Annotated in this window: 14 protein-coding genes; 12 read left to right on the top strand and 2 right to left on the bottom strand. The window is 73.3% G+C overall.

Translation table 11 applies throughout. The annotated features are described in order from the left end of the window. The 8 genes from ACFFKU_RS15975 to glgX all read left to right on the top strand — a co-directional run. On the top strand, window positions 1-499 hold a 499-nt coding region (locus ACFFKU_RS15975; protein WP_380139475.1), incomplete at its 5' end, for an HNH endonuclease signature motif containing protein. Between the two features lie 217 nt (window positions 500-716). After that, a complete protein-coding gene (locus tag ACFFKU_RS15980; protein ID WP_380139476.1) occupies window positions 717-1,112 on the top strand; it encodes a glyoxalase superfamily protein in 396 nt (131 codons plus the stop codon). Further along, window positions 1,109-1,816 carry a dihydrofolate reductase family protein gene (locus tag ACFFKU_RS15985; protein ID WP_380139478.1) on the top strand — a complete coding sequence of 236 codons (708 nt, stop codon included), beginning with the start codon at window positions 1,109-1,111 and terminating at the stop codon, window positions 1,814-1,816. Before ACFFKU_RS15980 ends, ACFFKU_RS15985 begins: the two co-directional genes overlap by 4 nt. Before the next feature lie 48 nt (window positions 1,817-1,864). After that, entirely contained in the window at window positions 1,865-3,085 is a 1,221-nt protein-coding gene (locus tag ACFFKU_RS15990; protein ID WP_380139480.1) for an acetate/propionate family kinase, read from the top strand. Between the two features lie 25 nt (window positions 3,086-3,110). After that, the gene (gene pta, locus ACFFKU_RS15995) at window positions 3,111-5,222 is read left to right on the top strand and encodes a phosphate acetyltransferase (RefSeq protein WP_380139482.1); all 2,112 of its coding nucleotides are present in this window, start codon (window positions 3,111-3,113) and stop codon (window positions 5,220-5,222) included. 225 nt (window positions 5,223-5,447) lie between these two features. Next, window positions 5,448-7,061: a DEAD/DEAH box helicase gene (locus ACFFKU_RS16000; RefSeq protein ID WP_380139484.1), complete on the top strand. Its 1,614-nt coding sequence runs from the start codon at window positions 5,448-5,450 to the stop codon at window positions 7,059-7,061. A gap of 116 nt (window positions 7,062-7,177) precedes the next feature. Beyond that, the gene (locus ACFFKU_RS16005) at window positions 7,178-7,621 is read left to right on the top strand and encodes an OsmC family protein (RefSeq protein WP_380139485.1); all 444 of its coding nucleotides are present in this window, start codon (window positions 7,178-7,180) and stop codon (window positions 7,619-7,621) included. 106 nt (window positions 7,622-7,727) lie between these two features. After that, complete coding sequence (gene glgX, locus ACFFKU_RS16010; protein WP_380139487.1) at window positions 7,728-9,764, top strand: glycogen debranching protein GlgX; 2,037 nt, start codon at window positions 7,728-7,730, stop codon at window positions 9,762-9,764. A gap of 3 nt (window positions 9,765-9,767) precedes the next feature. On the opposite strand, the gene ACFFKU_RS16015 is transcribed toward glgX, so the two are convergent. Next, window positions 9,768-10,604 carry a DUF4394 domain-containing protein gene (locus ACFFKU_RS16015; protein WP_380139489.1) on the bottom strand — a complete coding sequence of 279 codons (837 nt, stop codon included), beginning with the start codon at window positions 10,602-10,604 and terminating at the stop codon, window positions 9,768-9,770. Between the two features lie 137 nt (window positions 10,605-10,741). Here ACFFKU_RS16015 and ACFFKU_RS16020 point away from each other — a divergent pair, with 137 nt between their 5' ends. The 4 genes from ACFFKU_RS16020 to ACFFKU_RS16035 all read left to right on the top strand — a co-directional run bounded on the left by ACFFKU_RS16020 (window position 10,742) and on the right by ACFFKU_RS16035 (window position 14,352). Beyond that, window positions 10,742-12,331 carry a metallophosphoesterase family protein gene (locus ACFFKU_RS16020; protein WP_380139491.1) on the top strand — a complete coding sequence of 530 codons (1,590 nt, stop codon included), beginning with the start codon at window positions 10,742-10,744 and terminating at the stop codon, window positions 12,329-12,331. 94 nt (window positions 12,332-12,425) lie between these two features. Beyond that, on the top strand, window positions 12,426-12,644 hold the full coding sequence (locus ACFFKU_RS16025) for a hypothetical protein (protein WP_380139493.1): 219 nt from the start codon (window positions 12,426-12,428) through the stop codon (window positions 12,642-12,644). Between the two features lie 89 nt (window positions 12,645-12,733). Beyond that, entirely contained in the window at window positions 12,734-13,354 is a 621-nt protein-coding gene (locus tag ACFFKU_RS16030) for a hypothetical protein (protein ID WP_380139494.1), read from the top strand. A 2-nt stretch (window positions 13,355-13,356) separates the two neighbouring features. Continuing rightward, entirely contained in the window at window positions 13,357-14,352 is a 996-nt protein-coding gene (locus ACFFKU_RS16035; RefSeq protein WP_380139496.1) for an inorganic phosphate transporter, read from the top strand. A gap of 79 nt (window positions 14,353-14,431) precedes the next feature. Here ACFFKU_RS16035 and pstB read toward each other — a convergent pair whose 3' ends face one another. Beyond that, a complete protein-coding gene (pstB, locus tag ACFFKU_RS16040) occupies window positions 14,432-15,211 on the bottom strand; it encodes a phosphate ABC transporter ATP-binding protein PstB (protein WP_380139498.1) in 780 nt (259 codons plus the stop codon). Window positions 15,212-15,265 lie beyond the last annotated feature (54 nt).

Below are 15,265 nucleotides of genomic sequence, written 5' to 3' on the forward strand. Positions count from 1 at the left end.
CCCGGTGACGCACGTCCGGACCCACCGCCCCGCCTCCAGCACCACCGTCCACGTCACGATCGCCGCCCGGACGTTGCTGGGGTTGGACGACGAACCGGGTGAGGTCGCCGGGATCGGCCCGGTCCCCGCCGCGCTGGCCCGCGCCCTGGCCGCCGACGGGGACTGGCGAAGAGTCCTCACCGACCCGGTGACGGGCGACGTTCTGGACGTCTCACCTCGGGTCTACCGTCCCGGCGCCGCATTACGCCGTTTCGTGCAGGCGAGGGACAAGACGTGCACCACGCCGGGCTGCCTGGTGCCCGCGATCGATTGCGACCTCGACCACCGGGTCCCGTTCGAGGAGGGCGGGCGGACGGTCCGGTCGAACCTGCACGCTTCCTGCCGACGGCACCACCGGCAGAAGACGATGTACGTGTTCGAGCACCGCGCTGCCCACCGACGCCGGGTCTGCGACGCCGTGACGTCGAGCTGGGGCGGCGGTGACGCGCCCCCGTTCTGAACGACGGGAAACGGCCCGGCTGAAGATTCCCCGGGGTCTGCAGCTGACGGACGCGGCCGATCGGGCGCAGGGTGCAGCGGGAGGAACGGCGTTCCATCTGGACCGGCCAGGCCAAGATCGGACTCGGGCGGGCCCGGATCCTGGTGAGCCGGGCCGGTGGGGAGCCCCGCGGCCGACATCTTGACGCCCGAGAGGTGCCGCTCTCCACAATGACGTCATGACGACACCCCGACTCGGGTCGGTCGTCCCCGTCCTGCGGGTCCAGGACGGGGACCTCGCCCTGGAGTTCTACGAGGACCGGTTGGGTTTCACCCGGCAGTGGGAGCACCGTTTCGAACCGGATCTTCCGCTCTACACCCGGATCGCGCGGGACGAGGCGGTGCTCGACCTGTCGGAGCACTACGGGGACGGGACCCCGGGCACCGGGGTCTGGATCCCGGTGCACGACGTCCGGGCCCTGCACGCGGAACTCCTGCCCCGGTTGGCGCCACGACAACGGCCCGGGATGGACGAGGACGCGCCCGGTGGTCCCACCTTCGCCGTGCTGGACCCGTTCGGGAACGTGCTCCGGTTCTGCGGGACCGACGGGACCGACGGGTCGGGGCTGTCGTGAACGACCAGGGCGGACTCGTCCGGGTCCACAACTTCAGCGTCTCGCTCGACGGTTTCGCGACGGGGGAGGGGCAGAGCCTCGAATCCCCCTTCGGTCACGCCGGGCACCGGTTGCACGAGTGGGCCTTCCGGACCCGCACGTTCCGGGCCATGTTCGGCGCCACCGGCGGCAGCGTCGGGGTCGACGAGGCGTTCGCGAGCGCCTGGGACGGGTCGATCGGTGCGGAGATCATGGGACGCGGGAAGTTCGGTCCGCAGCAGGGGCCCTGGGCCGACCACGAGTGGCGGGGGTTCTGGGGCGAGGAGCCGCCGTTCCGCACCCCGGTCTTCGTCCTGACCCACCACCCGCGCCCGTCGTTGGAGATGGCCGGGGGGACGACGTTCCACTTCGTCGACGCGACGCCGGCCGAAGCCCTCGCCCTGGCCCGGGAGGCGGCCGGGGGCCGCGACGTCCGGATCGGGGGCGGACCCAGCACGGTCCGGGAGTTCCTGGCGGCCGATCTGGTCGACCACCTGCACGTGGTGGTGGTCCCGATCCTGCTCGGCCGCGGGGTGCGGCTGTGGGACGGGCTGGAGGGCGTCGAATCGCGCTTCGACGTCGAGGCCACGGCCTCCCCGACCGGCGTCACCCATCTCACCTTCACCCGCCCCGCGCCCCCGGTCGCGCCCCCGGGAGGTCCGGCGGAGGGAGACCTGACAGGCTGACCTCCGGAGGATCAGCGGGCGCGGGCCCGACGGACCTGGGGGTGGGACGTGTCGGACGGTCACGGCTGCGTCGTCGTGGTGAACTGCGGCAGCTCGTCGGTGAAGCTGGCGCTGGTCGACCCGCGGACGGGGCGACGACCCGTCTCGATCCTCGGCGAGCGGTTGGGCAGCGACGACGCCGTGCTGCACGTCAGCACGGCGGACGGGAAACGTTCCCTCGCCCCGGGCCGCTCCGACCATGCGGGGGTGCTGGCCGAGGCGCTGCCCTTCCTCACCGGGGCGGGCATCGACCTGCTCGGGGTCGGGCACCGCGTCGTCAACGGGGGTGCGCGCTACAGCGCCTCGGTGCCGGTGACCGACCGGGTGCTCGCCGACATCCGGGAGCTCTCGGCCCTGGCCCCGCTGCACAACCCGGCCAACGCGGCCGGCATCGACGCGGCCCGGGCGGTGCTCCCCGACCTGACCCACGTCGCCGTCTTCGACACGGCCTTCCACCAGACGATGCCCCCGGTCGCCTACCGCTACGCCGTCCCCGGGGCCTGGTTCTCCGACCTCGGGGTCCGGCGCTACGGCGCGCACGGCACGAGTCACCGCTACGTGTCCGCCCGGGCCGCCGAACTCCTGGAGGCCTCGGGGCGGTCGGTGAACGGGTTGCGGCTCGTGGTGGCCCACCTCGGCAACGGGTGCAGCGCGACGGCCGTCCTCGGCGGTCGCTCGGTCGACACGACCATGGGGTTGACCCCGCTGGAGGGTCTGGTGATGGGGACCCGCTCGGGCGACGTCGACGCGGGGGTCCTCGACCTGGTGGCCCGGCGCACGGGGGCCGACGTCCACGAGATCGTGCGGCAGCTGAACTCGGAGTCGGGGCTGCTGGCCCTGTCCGGTCTGAGCAACGACGTGCGCACGTTGACCGAGCAGGCCGGGGCCGGGCACTCCGGGGCCCGGCTGGCGCTCGACGTGTTCGTCTACCGGGCGGCCAAGCACGTGGCCGCGCTCACCGTTCCCCTGGGCGGGCTCGACGCCCTGGTCCTCACGGGCGGGGTGGGGGAGAACGCCGTCCCCGTCCGTTCGGCCCTGCTCGCCCGGTTGTCGCACCTCGGGTTGCGCGAGGACCCGGCGCTGAACGCCGACCACGGCCGGGGGTCCGACCCGCGCGGTCGCATCACCGAGCCCGACCCGACCGATCCCGCCGCACCCCTGGCGATGGTGGTGCCCACCGACGAGGAACTGCTCATCGCCCGCGACACGGTCGCGCTTGTCCCCGCCTGAGCCCGCCCCGCCCGAGGAGACCCTGATGGCCCGCACCCTGCTCGTCGTCCCCACCGGCCACGGCGCCGGACTCACCTCGGCCTGCCTCGGGCTGGTGCGCGCCCTGGACGCGCGCGGGGTCGACGTCGGGTTCGCGAAGTCGCTCGGTCAGCCGGGGCGCCGCATCGACGCCGGCCACGACCGGTCCAGCTCCCTGGTCCGGTTGGTCACCTCGCTGAGCCCGGGGGAGCCGGTGGCGGCCGAGACGGTGGCCGACCTGCTCAGCCACGGGCAGGTCGACGACCTCATGGAGCAGGTCCTCGCCCGGTTGGAGGACGACCTCGCCGCGCACGACGTCGTCGTGGTCGAGGGGCTCGCCCCGACCCCGGGCGTCCTCTACTCCTCGCGCATGAACCAGGCCCTGGCGACCGCGCTGGACGCCGACGTCGTGCTGGTCGGCTCGGCGGGGATCGACGGCTCGGAACCGGGTGCGGCGGAACGGATCGCCGAGTCGATGGCGGTCACCGCCGAGACCTACCGGCGCGGGGAGGGGTTCCGCGTCATCGGGGGGATCGTCAACCGCTGGCCCGTGCCCGACGACGTGGACGTGGCGACCAGCCGACGGGCGGCCCTGCGCGGGGCGCTGGAGGTGCACGGGATCCCGCTGGTCGCGGCCGTGCCGTTCCGCCCCGACCTGACCTGGCCCCGGGTGCGCGACCTGGTCCGGGAGCTCGACGTGACCGTGCTGACCGCGGGGGAGCAGACCCGGCGGATCAAGGAGGTCGTGGTCGCCGCCCAGGCGGTGCCCGGCATGCTGCCGCTGCTGCGCGAGGGGCGCCTCATCCTCGTCCCCGGTGACCGGCACGACGTCGTCATGTCGGCCTGCCTGGCCGCGCTGAACGGGACCCGCCTGGCCGGGCTGCTGCTGACCGCGGGCGTCGAGATGGACCCGCGGGTGGCCGACCTCACCGCGGCCGCGGCCCAGACCGGGCTCCCGATCCTGCTCTCGGAGCGCAGCACGTACGCGACCGCCTCCGCGGTCGGCAACCTCGACCCGGAGGTCCCCGCCGACGACGCCGAACGGGCCCGGGCGGTGTCGGCGGCGGTGGCCGACGCGCTGGACCCGTCCTGGCTGACCGCCCTCCCGACCCCGCAGCACGCCCCGCGGCTCTCCCCGGCCGCGTTCCGCCGTCGGCTCACCACGCTGGCCGCCGAGCGGCAGCAGCGGATCGTCCTGCCCGAGGGGGCCGAGCCCCGCACGCTGCAGGCGGCCGTCATCTGCGCGCAGCGCGGCATCGCCCGCCCGGTGCTGCTGGCCCCGCCCGCCGAGGTCGAGCAGGTCGCCGCCGGTCTCGGCCTGACCCTGCCCGACGGGGTCGAGGTGGTCGACCCGACCGAGGACGTGGAGAAGTACGTCGACGTCCTGGTGGAGGCGCGCAAGCACAAGGGCCTGCAGCCCGACGTCGCCCGCGACACCCTCGCCGACCCCATCTGGCTGGGCACCACGATGCTGGCCGCCGGGGACGTGGACGGCCTGGTCGCGGGGGCCGTGCACACCACCGCGGCCACGGTGCGACCGGCGCTGCAGATCATCCGCACCCGGCCGGGGGCGAGGCTCGTCTCGTCGGTGTTCTTCATGTGCCTGCCCGACGACGTCGTGCTCTACGGGGACTGCGCGGTCAACCCGGACCCGGGGCCCGAGGAGCTCGCCGACATCGCCCTGCAGAGCGCCGCCTCCGCCCGGGCCTTCGGTATCGAGCCCCGGGTGGCGATGATCTCGTTCTCGACCGGGACCTCGGGGGCCGGGTCGTCGGTGGACAAGGTGGCCGAGGCCACCCGCATCGCCAAGGAGCGCGAACCGGACCTCGTCATCGACGGACCGTTGCAGTACGACGCGGCCGCGGTCGCGTCCGTGGCCCGGGCCAAGGCGCCGGACTCGCCGGTCGCCGGGCGGGCCACGGTGTTCGTCTTCCCGGACCTGAACACGGGCAACACGACCTACAAGGCGGTGCAGCGCAACGCGGGTGTCGTCAGCGTCGGGCCGATGCTGCAGGGTCTGGCCAAGCCGGTGAACGACCTCTCGCGCGGCGCGCTGGTCGAGGACATCGTCTACACGATCGCGCTCACGGCGATCCAGGCCAGCGCGCAGCAGGGCTGAGCGAGACCCGGATCACGGCCGGGGGTCCCGGCGGGGGAAGGGGGCCGGGGGTGAAGCCTGTTAAGCTTCTCCAGACGGTTCCATGCCGTCCACTCAGCGGGCGAGTCGCCCGTGAGGTCGCTTGAGTCCATTCCGCCGGACATCCGAGTGCGCACCACTGCTGCGCGCCGATCAATCCCGGGGGACGACCGCGTGCGGCCGACGTCCACGTGGAGCACTTTCTTCATGCCCCAGTACGACCAGTCCACCGACCGTTCCTTCGGCCGTCCCGCGGCCGGCGGCGGTCTTCCCCGCCCTCGTCGCAGCGACGAGCGCGGCCCCCGTCGCGAGTTCCGCGGCGAGCGCACCGAGCGCGACTTCTACGGTGACCGCGACACCCGCGGTGGCTCCAACGGCTTCCGCGGCAACGCCGGCCCCCGCCGTCGGCAGGGCCCGCCGCGCAGCCCGCGGTCCTTCGCCCCGTCCCCGATCGAGCAGGCGCTGACCGCGGCCGAGCAGGTCGAGGTCACCGAGGCCACGTTCGCCGAGCTCGGTCTGCCCGAGGAGCTCGTCGCCGCGCTGGAGAAGCGCGGCATGTCGGCGCCGTTCGCCATCCAGTCCCGCGTCCTGCCCGACGGCATCGCCGGGCGCGACATCCTCGGCCGGGCCCGCACCGGCTCCGGCAAGACCCTCGGCTTCGGTCTGCCGATGCTGGCCCGCCTCGCCGCCGGCCCCCGCAACCGCATCACCGGGGCGCCCCGCGGCCTGGTGCTCGTCCCCACCCGTGAGCTGGCCATGCAGGTCGCCGACGCGCTGCGCCCCCTGGGCGACTCGCTGAACCTGCGGATGTCCGTCGTCGTCGGCGGCGTGCCCTACGGCAAGCAGATCTCGGCCCTGCAGCGCGGCATCGACGTGCTGATCGCGACCCCGGGTCGCCTCGTCGACCTCATCGAGCGCGACGCCGTCTCGCTGGAGGAGGTCCGGGTGGCCGTCCTCGACGAGGCCGACCACATGGCCGACCTCGGCTTCCTGCCCAACGTGCGCTCGATCCTCGAGGGCACCAAGCCGGGCGGGCAGCGGATGTTCTTCTCGGCCACCCTCGACCGCGGGGTCGAGGCGCTGGTGACGGACTTCCTCACCGACCCCTCCTTCCACGCCGTGCCGACCCCGGCCGACGCGGTGGGCAACATGGAGCACCGGGTCTTCGCGGTCCGCCCGCACGACAAGCTGCCGATCCTGACCGAGATCAGCCACCGTCCGGCGCGGTCGATCTTCTTCGTCCGCACCAAGCTCGGCGCCCAGCGCCTGGCCGACCAGCTGCGCGAGGCGGGCGCCCCCGCCGAGGCGATCCACGGCGACCTGCGCCAGTCGCAGCGGTCCAAGGCGATCGACGCCTTCTCGGCGGGGGAGACCCGCGTCCTGGTGGCGACCGACGTCGCGGCCCGCGGCATCCACGTCGACGACGTGGACCTCGTCGTGCACGTGGACCCGCCGAACGACCACAAGGACTACCTGCACCGCTCCGGGCGCACCGCCCGGGCCGGGGCCAAGGGCACCGTCCTCGCGATCGCGCTGCCCGACCAGGTCCGCAAGTACGGCTGGCTGCACCGCGACGCGGGTGTCGAGGCCAACGACGTCGAGCGCGTGGCCGCCGGGGACGAGATCGTCCGTGCGGTCGCCGAGTCCGGCGAGCCCGTGGTGATCAAGCCGCGTCGGACCACCGAGCGGCGCGAGGGCCGGGGCCAGGGTCGCGGCCAGGGCGGTTTCCGCGGTGACGGCCGGGGCCCGCGCGGCCCCCGCCGCGACGGCGGGTTCCGCGGCTCGCGCGCTCCGCGTCGGGACGCCGCCCCTCGCGACTGAGGTCGCTCCACCGATCGCCCCGTCCCCCTGTGGCGGGGCGATCGGTCGTTGTGGAGGATGGAGATCGGGTCCGAGCACCGGGCCCCGTAGGACCATCCGAGCGACGGAGGAACAGCATGCCCACGCGTACCGCGCGCACCGCCTGGAACGGGACCCTCGAGGAGGGCTCGGGCCAGGTCGAGCTCTCCAGCTCCAAGGTCGGCACGTACGACGTCTCCTTCCCGAAGCGGGCCGCGGACGAGGCCGGGGGCACCACGAGCCCCGAGGAACTCATCGCCGCCGCCCACTCCTCCTGCTACGCCATGCAGTTCTCGGCGCTGCTCGCCGAGGCCGGCGGGACGCCGGAGAGCCTCGAGGTGACCGCCGACGTCTCCCTCGGGCCGGACAAGGAGGCCGGCGGGTTCAAGCTCACCGGCATCAAGCTCACGGTCACCGGTGAGGTGTCGGGCATCGACGCCGACACCTTCGCCCGGACCGCGCAGGCCGCCAAGGAGTCCTGCCCCGTGTCCAAGGCGCTGACCGGGGTCGAGATCACCCTGGACGCCTCGCTGGACGCCTGAGCGCCACGAGGTTCCGGACCCCCGTCGACCTCCGGGTCGGCGGGGGTTCGTCCGTCCGGGGCACGTTCGGGTCGCGCTCTTGGGGGGTGTCCAGCACGCTCCTGAGGTGTCCACGAAACCTGATTCCACCCCGTACCCCCTCGGCGTCAGCCTGCGCGAGGGCGCCGTGAACGTCGCCGTGCACTCCGAGACGGCCGAGAAGGTCGAGGTGGCCGTCTTCGACGGTCCCGACGGGGCCGAGCGTCGGGTCGAACTGAGCGAGCGCACGGGCCACGTGTTCCACGGGCTGGTTCCCGACGCCGGCGTCGGCACCCGGTACGGTCTGCGGGTCCACGGTGAGTGGGAACCGGGGGAAGGGTTGCGGCACAACCCGGCCAAGCTGCTGCTGGATCCGTGGGCCCGTGCGGTGGAGGGCATGTGGACCCTGGAGGAGGAGGACTTCGGGCACCTGCACGCCGACCCCGAGGCCCGCAACGACACCGACAACGGCGCGAGCGCGCCCCGGGCCGTGGTCGTGGACCCGGCCTTCGACTGGGGCGACGACCGTGCCCCGCGGACCCCGCTGGCCGACACCGTCGTCTACGAGGTCCACGTCAAGGGCTTCACCCAGCAGCATCCCGACGTGCCCGAGGAGATCCGCGGCAGCTACGCGGGCCTGGCGCACCCCGCGGCGATCGAGCACCTCACCTCCCTGGGGGTGACCGCGGTCGAGCTGCTGCCCGTGCACCAGTTCGTCCAGGACGACCACCTCGTCGAGAAGGGCCTGCGCAACTACTGGGGCTACAACTCGATCGGGTTCTTCGCCCCCCACAACGAGTACAGCTCCGCCGGCCAGGGCGGGGAGCAGGTGCGGGAGTTCAAGGAGATGGTCAAGGCCCTGCACGCCGCAGGGCTCGAGGTCATCCTCGACGTCGTCTACAACCACACCGCCGAGGGCAACCACCTGGGCCCGACCCTGTCGCTCAAGGGCATCGACAACTCCGCCTACTACCGGTTGGTCGAGGAGGAGCCGGAGAACTACTTCGACACCACCGGTACGGGCAACTCGCTCAACGTGTCGCACCCCGCGGCCCTGCACCTGATCATGGACTCGTTGCGCTACTGGGTGACCGAGATGCACGTCGACGGGTTCCGGTTCGACCTGGCGACCACGCTGACCCGGCAGGGTGGCGACGCCGATGTGCACAGCGCCTTCCTGTCCCTGTGCCACCAGGACCCGGTCCTGGCCCGGGTGAAGCTCATCGCCGAGCCCTGGGACACCGCGGGGTACCAGGTCGGGGGGTTCCCGGCGGCCTGGTCGGAGTGGAACGGGAAGTTCCGCGACGACGTCCGCGACTTCTGGCGGGGGCACGGCACGCTGGGCGACCTCACCCAGCGGCTGACCGGCAGCCCCGACGTGTACGAGGCCAGCCGCCGGTCCCCGGTCTGCAGCGTGAACTTCGTGACCGCGCACGACGGGTTCACCCTGGCCGACCTCACCATGTACGACGAGAAGCACAACGACGCCAACGGCGAGGACAACAACGACGGCGAGAGCGACAACCGCTCCTGGAACTGCGGGGCCGAGGGACCGACCGACGACGAGGAGATCAACCACCTCCGCAACCGGCAGCGGCGCAACCTGCTCACCACACTGCTGCTCTCGGCGGGGGTGCCGATGATCCTCGGGGGGGACGAGCTGGCCCGGTCCCAGGGCGGGAACAACAACGCCTACTGCCAGGACTCGGAGATCTCCTGGTTCGACTGGGACGCCGTCGACGACGACCTGCTCGAGTACACCCGGAAACTGATCGCGCTGCGCCGCTGCACGCGGGCCCTGCGCTCCACGGTGTACCGCGGCGACGGCCGGGACGGCAGCGCGGACGCCGTCATCGCGCTGCGCGCCGACGGGGAACCGATGACCGACGCGGAGTGGCAGGACGCCAACGCCAAGGCCTTCTCGTTGCGCTTCGCGGCCGAGGGGTCGGCCTCGATCCTGCTGCTGGTCAACGCGGCCGACAACCCCGTCGAGTTCCAGGTCCCCGACCCCGACGGCAAGCCCTGGACGCTGGCGATGTCCAGCGACCCGGAACAGGCCGTCGGGGCCGAGGTGCAGACCCTGCTGGTGCGGGACTACTCCACCACGGTCCTGCTGTCGGAGTAGGACTCAGGAGAGCCGCAGGGCGAGGTCGCCGACGGCGGCCTTCACGTGGCCCTTCTTCGTGGCCTGGCCGGTGAGCAGCGAGACCTCGTAGACGGTCGAGCGCTCACCGGCCGGGACGACGAGGTAACCGGTGGTCCCGCGGACGTCGAAGGCAGGGTCCTCACCCAGGTCGACGCCGAGGTTGCCGGTGGCGGCCAGGGTGCCGGCGTTGGCGGGGGACTGGATGGCGAGGGCCCCGGTGTCGGCGTTCACGACGAACAGGGTGGTTCCGGTCTTCTCGTCGAGGTCGTTGTTGGTGTACCCCGCGGCCGTGACGCCGGTGGTGGTCCCGGCGGTCGGCGGGGTGGTCAGCGGCGTGTCGGCGACGGTCGCCGCCCCGGGGGTGGCGAAGGGCTGACGCAGGTTCTGCCCGGTGTCGCTGACGATGCGCAGGGCGTTGGCCGCCGGGTTGAAGTCGACCCCGAAGCGGGTGCCGTCGAGCTCCTCGGTGAGGCGCAGGACGAACTCGGCCCGGGCGGAGTGGACGTCCAGCTTGTAGACGCCGCCGGCGTTCCCGACGCCGTAGACCCCGCGGTCCTGGACCCGGGCGTCGATGCCGACCAGTTCGGTGTCACCCCCGGTCAGGCCCCGCACGGTGCCGGTCTTGCGGACGTCCCCGGGACGCGACACCGAGAACGTCACGAGCTGCGTGCCGTCGACCAGGCCGACGGCCCGGACGTCGGACTGGTGGTGCCCCCGGGGCGGGGACGCCGGGCGGTCGCCGGCCACGGCCACGGTGGGGGTCAGGGCCAGCGCGGCCACGGCGGCGGTCGCGATCGAGATCCTGCGGATGGTGCGCACGTCGTCCTCCTCGACTCGATGTTCGGTCGAGAAGGGGTACGACGGGGGTCGGCGCCGCGTTCAACCATCGGCCCGGTGGATCCGATGGATTCCCGGGCGGATGTCCGGGCGGCGGGGGCTGGGAGAGGATGGGGCGGATGCGTGATCGACGTCGGTGGCTGCCGCGCCCCCTGCTGCGCCGGATCCCGGCGCTGCTCGGCCTGCTCGCCGTGACCGTGCTGGGCGCGGGCGCGGGCTTCGCGCTGGCTCCCGCGACGACGACCTGGGTGGGGCCGCTGCAGACCGACGTGCGGGTGCTCCCGAGCCTGCACCCCGGGGTGCGGGTCGAGCTCCCCCCGGTCGGCGAGGTGTCCTTCGACACCCACCGGGCCCCGGTCGCCGTCACCGCCAACATCGCCTCGGTCGACCTGGACGCCGCCTCGCGGCTGGTGTCCTCCCCCCAGCAGCTGCTCGCCCTGGAGCTCACGGTCACCCAGACGATCCGCTCGGCCACCATCCGGGCGGCGCTGACGTCGGCCGGGTGCGGTCTGGCCGGGGCGCTCGTCGCGGGGTTCGTCGTCTACCGCGGGGCCCGCCGCGCGGCGCAGACCACCTCCCTGGTACTCGTCGCCGTGCTGGTCACCGGCGGGACGACCGCCCTGACCCTGGACCCGGCGGCGCTGCAGCAGCCCCGGTTCACGGGGCTGCTCTCCCGCGCGCCCTACGTGGTCAGCTCGACGCAGTCGGCCATGGACCGGTTGGAGTCCTACCGCAGCGGGTTGTCCGACATCGTCACCAGCGTCTCCACGCTCTACGCGGTGTCCGGCGACCTGCCCGTGCTCGGGGACGCGCAGAGCGGCCCGAGCGGGCTCGGCGAGGACGTCACCACCGTGCTGCACATCTCCGACCTGCACCTGAACCCGCTGGGTCTCGACCTGGCCCGCACCCTGGTGCGGCAGTTCGGGGTCCAGGCCGTCGTCGACACCGGCGACATCACCACGTGGGGGACCGCGGTCGAGGCCACCTACCTCGACGGCATCTCCGAGCTCGGCGTCCCCTACGTCTTCGTGCGGGGCAACCACGACAGCCGGCAGACCGAGGCGGCCGTCGCGGCCGAGCCGAACGCGGTCGTCCTCGACCAGGGCCGGACCGCCGAGGTGGCCGGGTTGCGCTTCGCCGGCCAGGGCGACCCGGTGTTCACCCCGGACGGGGAGGGCCAGGTCGCCTCGGGCAGCGCGGAGGACGTCCAGCGCGCCGCCAACCGGGTGCTGGCCGCGGGGATCGCCCAGTGGGACGCGAGCGACCCCGACGACCCGGTGGACGTCGCCCTCGTCCACCAGCCGACCGGCCTGGAACCCGTCCTCGGGCGGGTCCCCCTCGTCCTGGCCGGGCACCTGCACGCGCGCTCGGTCACCCTCGACCCCTCGGGGACCCGCGTCATGGTCGAGGGCAGCACCGGGGGTGCGGGCATCACGGCCGCCGGGCTGGCCCGGCTCGGCGACGGTCGCCCCGTGCCGCTCTCGGCGACCCTGCTGTACTTCGGCCGGTCCGGACCGCAGGCCGGACAGCTGCTCGCCTACGACGAGGTGACCGTGGGCGGACTGGGCCTGGCGTCGGTCAACCTCCAGCGCACCGTCCTCGGGGCGCAGGACCGACCCGCGCTGCAGCCGGCGGCGGACCCGGTCGGGACCCCGAGCACGGCCCCCGGGCTGGAACCGGTGACCCCCACCCTCGACCCCGCCCGATGAGCGCCCCCGCGACGGCCGGCGGACGGTCGCGCGCGTGATCGAAAACGCCACTACCAGGACGGCGGGCCGATCTGGTCGTACCGTTGGCCTCATCATGACTGCCGACGAGGTCCACCCCGCGGCCCGCCCGGGCACCTCCCCGGCCTCGACCGAGGAGCTGGCCGACGCCGCCCTGGCCGCCGAGATCGAGCTCTACGCCGACGTCGTGGTGGCCGCCTCGGAGAGCGAGGGGCCGATCCGCGGTGGGGACCTCGACCGGGCCCTGGGCATCGTCGCCTGGACGACCCGCCCGGTGCTGCCGCCACCCGGCTGAGCGACCGGGCGGTCTGTTCACCTGGAGGCCCTACCATCGGCCACTCCGCCACCCCCGGCCCCGGCCGGGACCCGAGAGAGACCGAGAGCGTGCGCCTGCGAGTCCAGCCCCGAGACCCGTCCTTCCTGGACGCCGCCGCCTCCGTCGGGGGGCAGCTGGTCGAGGCGACGAACCTGCTGGCCTCGGTCCTCGGGGCCGACGAGAGCCTGCGCCAGGACCTCGGTCAGCGGATGGTCGAGCTCCAGGTCGAGGCGACCGAGACCGGCCACGGCGCGCTGGCCGGGGTCGGTCGCAGCTGGGTCACCTCCCTCGACCGCGACGACTCCTACCGGCTGATCGCCGCGGTGGTCGACGTCCTCGACGTCCTGCAGAGCACCGCCGACCTGGTCATCGTGCTGCGGGCCGAGGTCAGCCACGGTCTGGCGGCCGACCTCGTCGAGGTCGTGCAGCGGCAGAGCGAGTTGTGCGAGCACGCGCTGCGGCAGTTGCGCCGTCCCTCGGGCGGCCCCGAGCGGTGGACGACGTCGCGGCGGTTGGCCCGTCAGGCGGCCACCCTCGGCAACCGGATGCTGGCGCTGAACCTGGAGACCAGCCGCGACGTCGGTGACCTCCGGCGGCGCGAGGAGATCCGCCTGGCGCTGCTGCGCTGCAGCGACACCCTGACCCGGCTGGCGCGCACGATCGACGCGATCGTCATCAAGGAACACTGAGCGTGGAGTCGTTCCTGCTCGTCCTGGTGGTCGCGGTCGCCCTCGGTTTCGCCTTCACCAACGGGGCGCACGACGCGGCGAACGCGGTGGCCACGTCCATCTCCACGCGGGCCCTGACGCCCGGCATCGCCCTGCTGCTCGCCGCGGTCTGCAACACGGCCGGGGCCTTCCTCGGGGAGGGGCTCGCCGCCTTCATCGGCAGCGGGATCGTCGACCCCGGCCGGGGATCGAGCGGTCTGGTCGTCATCCTCGGCGCCCTGCTCGGGGCCACGGCCTGGAACCTCCTGACCTGGCACCGCGGACTGCCGACGTCGTCCTCGCACGCGCTGATCGCGGGGCTGGCCGGTTCCGGTCTGGTGGCCGGGACGACGGTCCGCTGGGACGTCATCCTCACCTCCATCGTGCTGCCGATGGTGGCCTCGCCCGTCTTCGGGTTCGTCGCCGCGGGACTGCTCATGCTCGCCCTGCTGCGGGTCCTGGCCCCGGTCCCGGCGGGCGTGGTGAACCGCCGCTTCCGGGTGGCCCAGGTCGTCTCCGGGGCGGCGATGGCCCTGGGGCACGGGCTGCAGGCCACCCAGAAGACGATGGGGGTCGTCATCCTCGCGCTGGTGGCGGTCGGTTCGCTGGAGGGTTCGGGGCGGATCCCGCTCTGGGTCAAGCTCAGCGCCGGTCTCGCCCTGGGGTTCGGCACGTGGGTGGGGGGTCGGCGCATCATCCGCACGCTGGGGCAGCGGCTGGCCGGCACCGACCCGGCCCGCGGCTTCGCGGCCGAGGTCGTCTCGGCGACCGCGCTCTACGTGGCGGCCCTGGGCCTGAACACGCCGATCTCCTCGACCCACACCATCACCGCGGCCGTGGTCGGCGCCGGGGCCACCCGTCGCCGCTCGGCGGTCCGCTGGGACGTCGTGCGCGCGGTCGTCCTGGGCTGGGTGCTGACCGTGCCCGGCGCGGGGCTCGTCGCGGCCGGCACCACCGCCCTGCTGCTGCACCTGGTCTGAGCCACCGACGACGACGGCCCGCCCCCCGTCGGGGGAGCGGGCCGTCGTCGTCGGTCGTGGTCGTCGTGGCGAGGTCGAATCAGCCGAAGCGCCCGGAGATGTAGTCCTCGGTGGCCTTCTGCGACGGGTTGGAGAAGATCGTCGCGGTCGAGTCGATCTCGACCAGCTTGCCGGGCTTGCCCACGCCGGCCAGGTTGAAGAACCCGGTGCGGTCGGAGACGCGGGCCGCCTGCTGCATGTTGTGGGTCACGATCACGATCGTGTAGTCGCTCTTCAGCTCGCCGATGAGGTCCTCCACGGCGAGCGTCGAGATCGGGTCCAGCGCCGAGCAGGGCTCGTCCATGAGCAGGACCGAGGGGCGGATCGCGATCGCGCGGGCGATGCAGAGCCGCTGCTGCTGACCGCCGGAGAGGCCCATGCCCGGCTTGTCGAGCCGGTCCTTGACCTCCTTCCAGAGGTTGGCCCCGCGCAGCGAGCTCTCCACGAGGTCGTCCAGGTCGGACTTCTTCATGCGCTTGGCGTTGAGCCGCACCCCGGCCGCGACGTTGTCGTAGATCGACATGGTCGGGAACGGGTTCGGCCGCTGGAAGACCATGCCGATGTGCTGGCGGACCGAGACCGGGTCCACGTCACGGTCGTAGAGGTCCTGGCCGTCCATGACGACCTTGCCCTCGACGCGGCCGCCGGGGATGACCTCGTGCATGCGGTTCAGGGTGCGCAGGAACGTCGACTTGCCGCAGCCGGACGGCCCGATGAGGGCGGTCACCGCGCGGGGTTCGATCGTCATGTTGACGCCTTCGACGGCGAGGAAGTCGCCGTAGAAGATGTTCAGGTCGCTCACGTCGATGAGCTTGGCCACTGCGGGGCTCCTCAGGTTCTCTCGGGTGTCAGGTCTCGAGCTGCGCGGGAGCCC

Origin of the sequence: Kineococcus gynurae, assembly GCF_042433995.1 — a bacterium.
Taxonomy (GTDB): Bacteria; Actinomycetota; Actinomycetes; order Actinomycetales; family Kineococcaceae; genus Kineococcus; species Kineococcus gynurae.

Coding starts and splice junctions, on each gene's coding strand:
- ACFFKU_RS16005 (WP_380139485.1), top strand. CDS start 7,178: ATGCCCACGCGTACCGCGCGCACCGCCTGGAACGGGACCCTCGAGGAG.
- ACFFKU_RS16000 (WP_380139484.1), top strand. CDS start 5,448: ATGCCCCAGTACGACCAGTCCACCGACCGTTCCTTCGGCCGTCCCGCG.
- ACFFKU_RS16025 (WP_380139493.1), top strand. CDS start 12,426: ATGACTGCCGACGAGGTCCACCCCGCGGCCCGCCCGGGCACCTCCCCG.
- ACFFKU_RS16020 (WP_380139491.1), top strand. CDS start 10,742: ATGCGTGATCGACGTCGGTGGCTGCCGCGCCCCCTGCTGCGCCGGATC.
- pta (WP_380139482.1), top strand. CDS start 3,111: ATGGCCCGCACCCTGCTCGTCGTCCCCACCGGCCACGGCGCCGGACTC.
- ACFFKU_RS15980 (WP_380139476.1), top strand. CDS start 717: ATGACGACACCCCGACTCGGGTCGGTCGTCCCCGTCCTGCGGGTCCAG.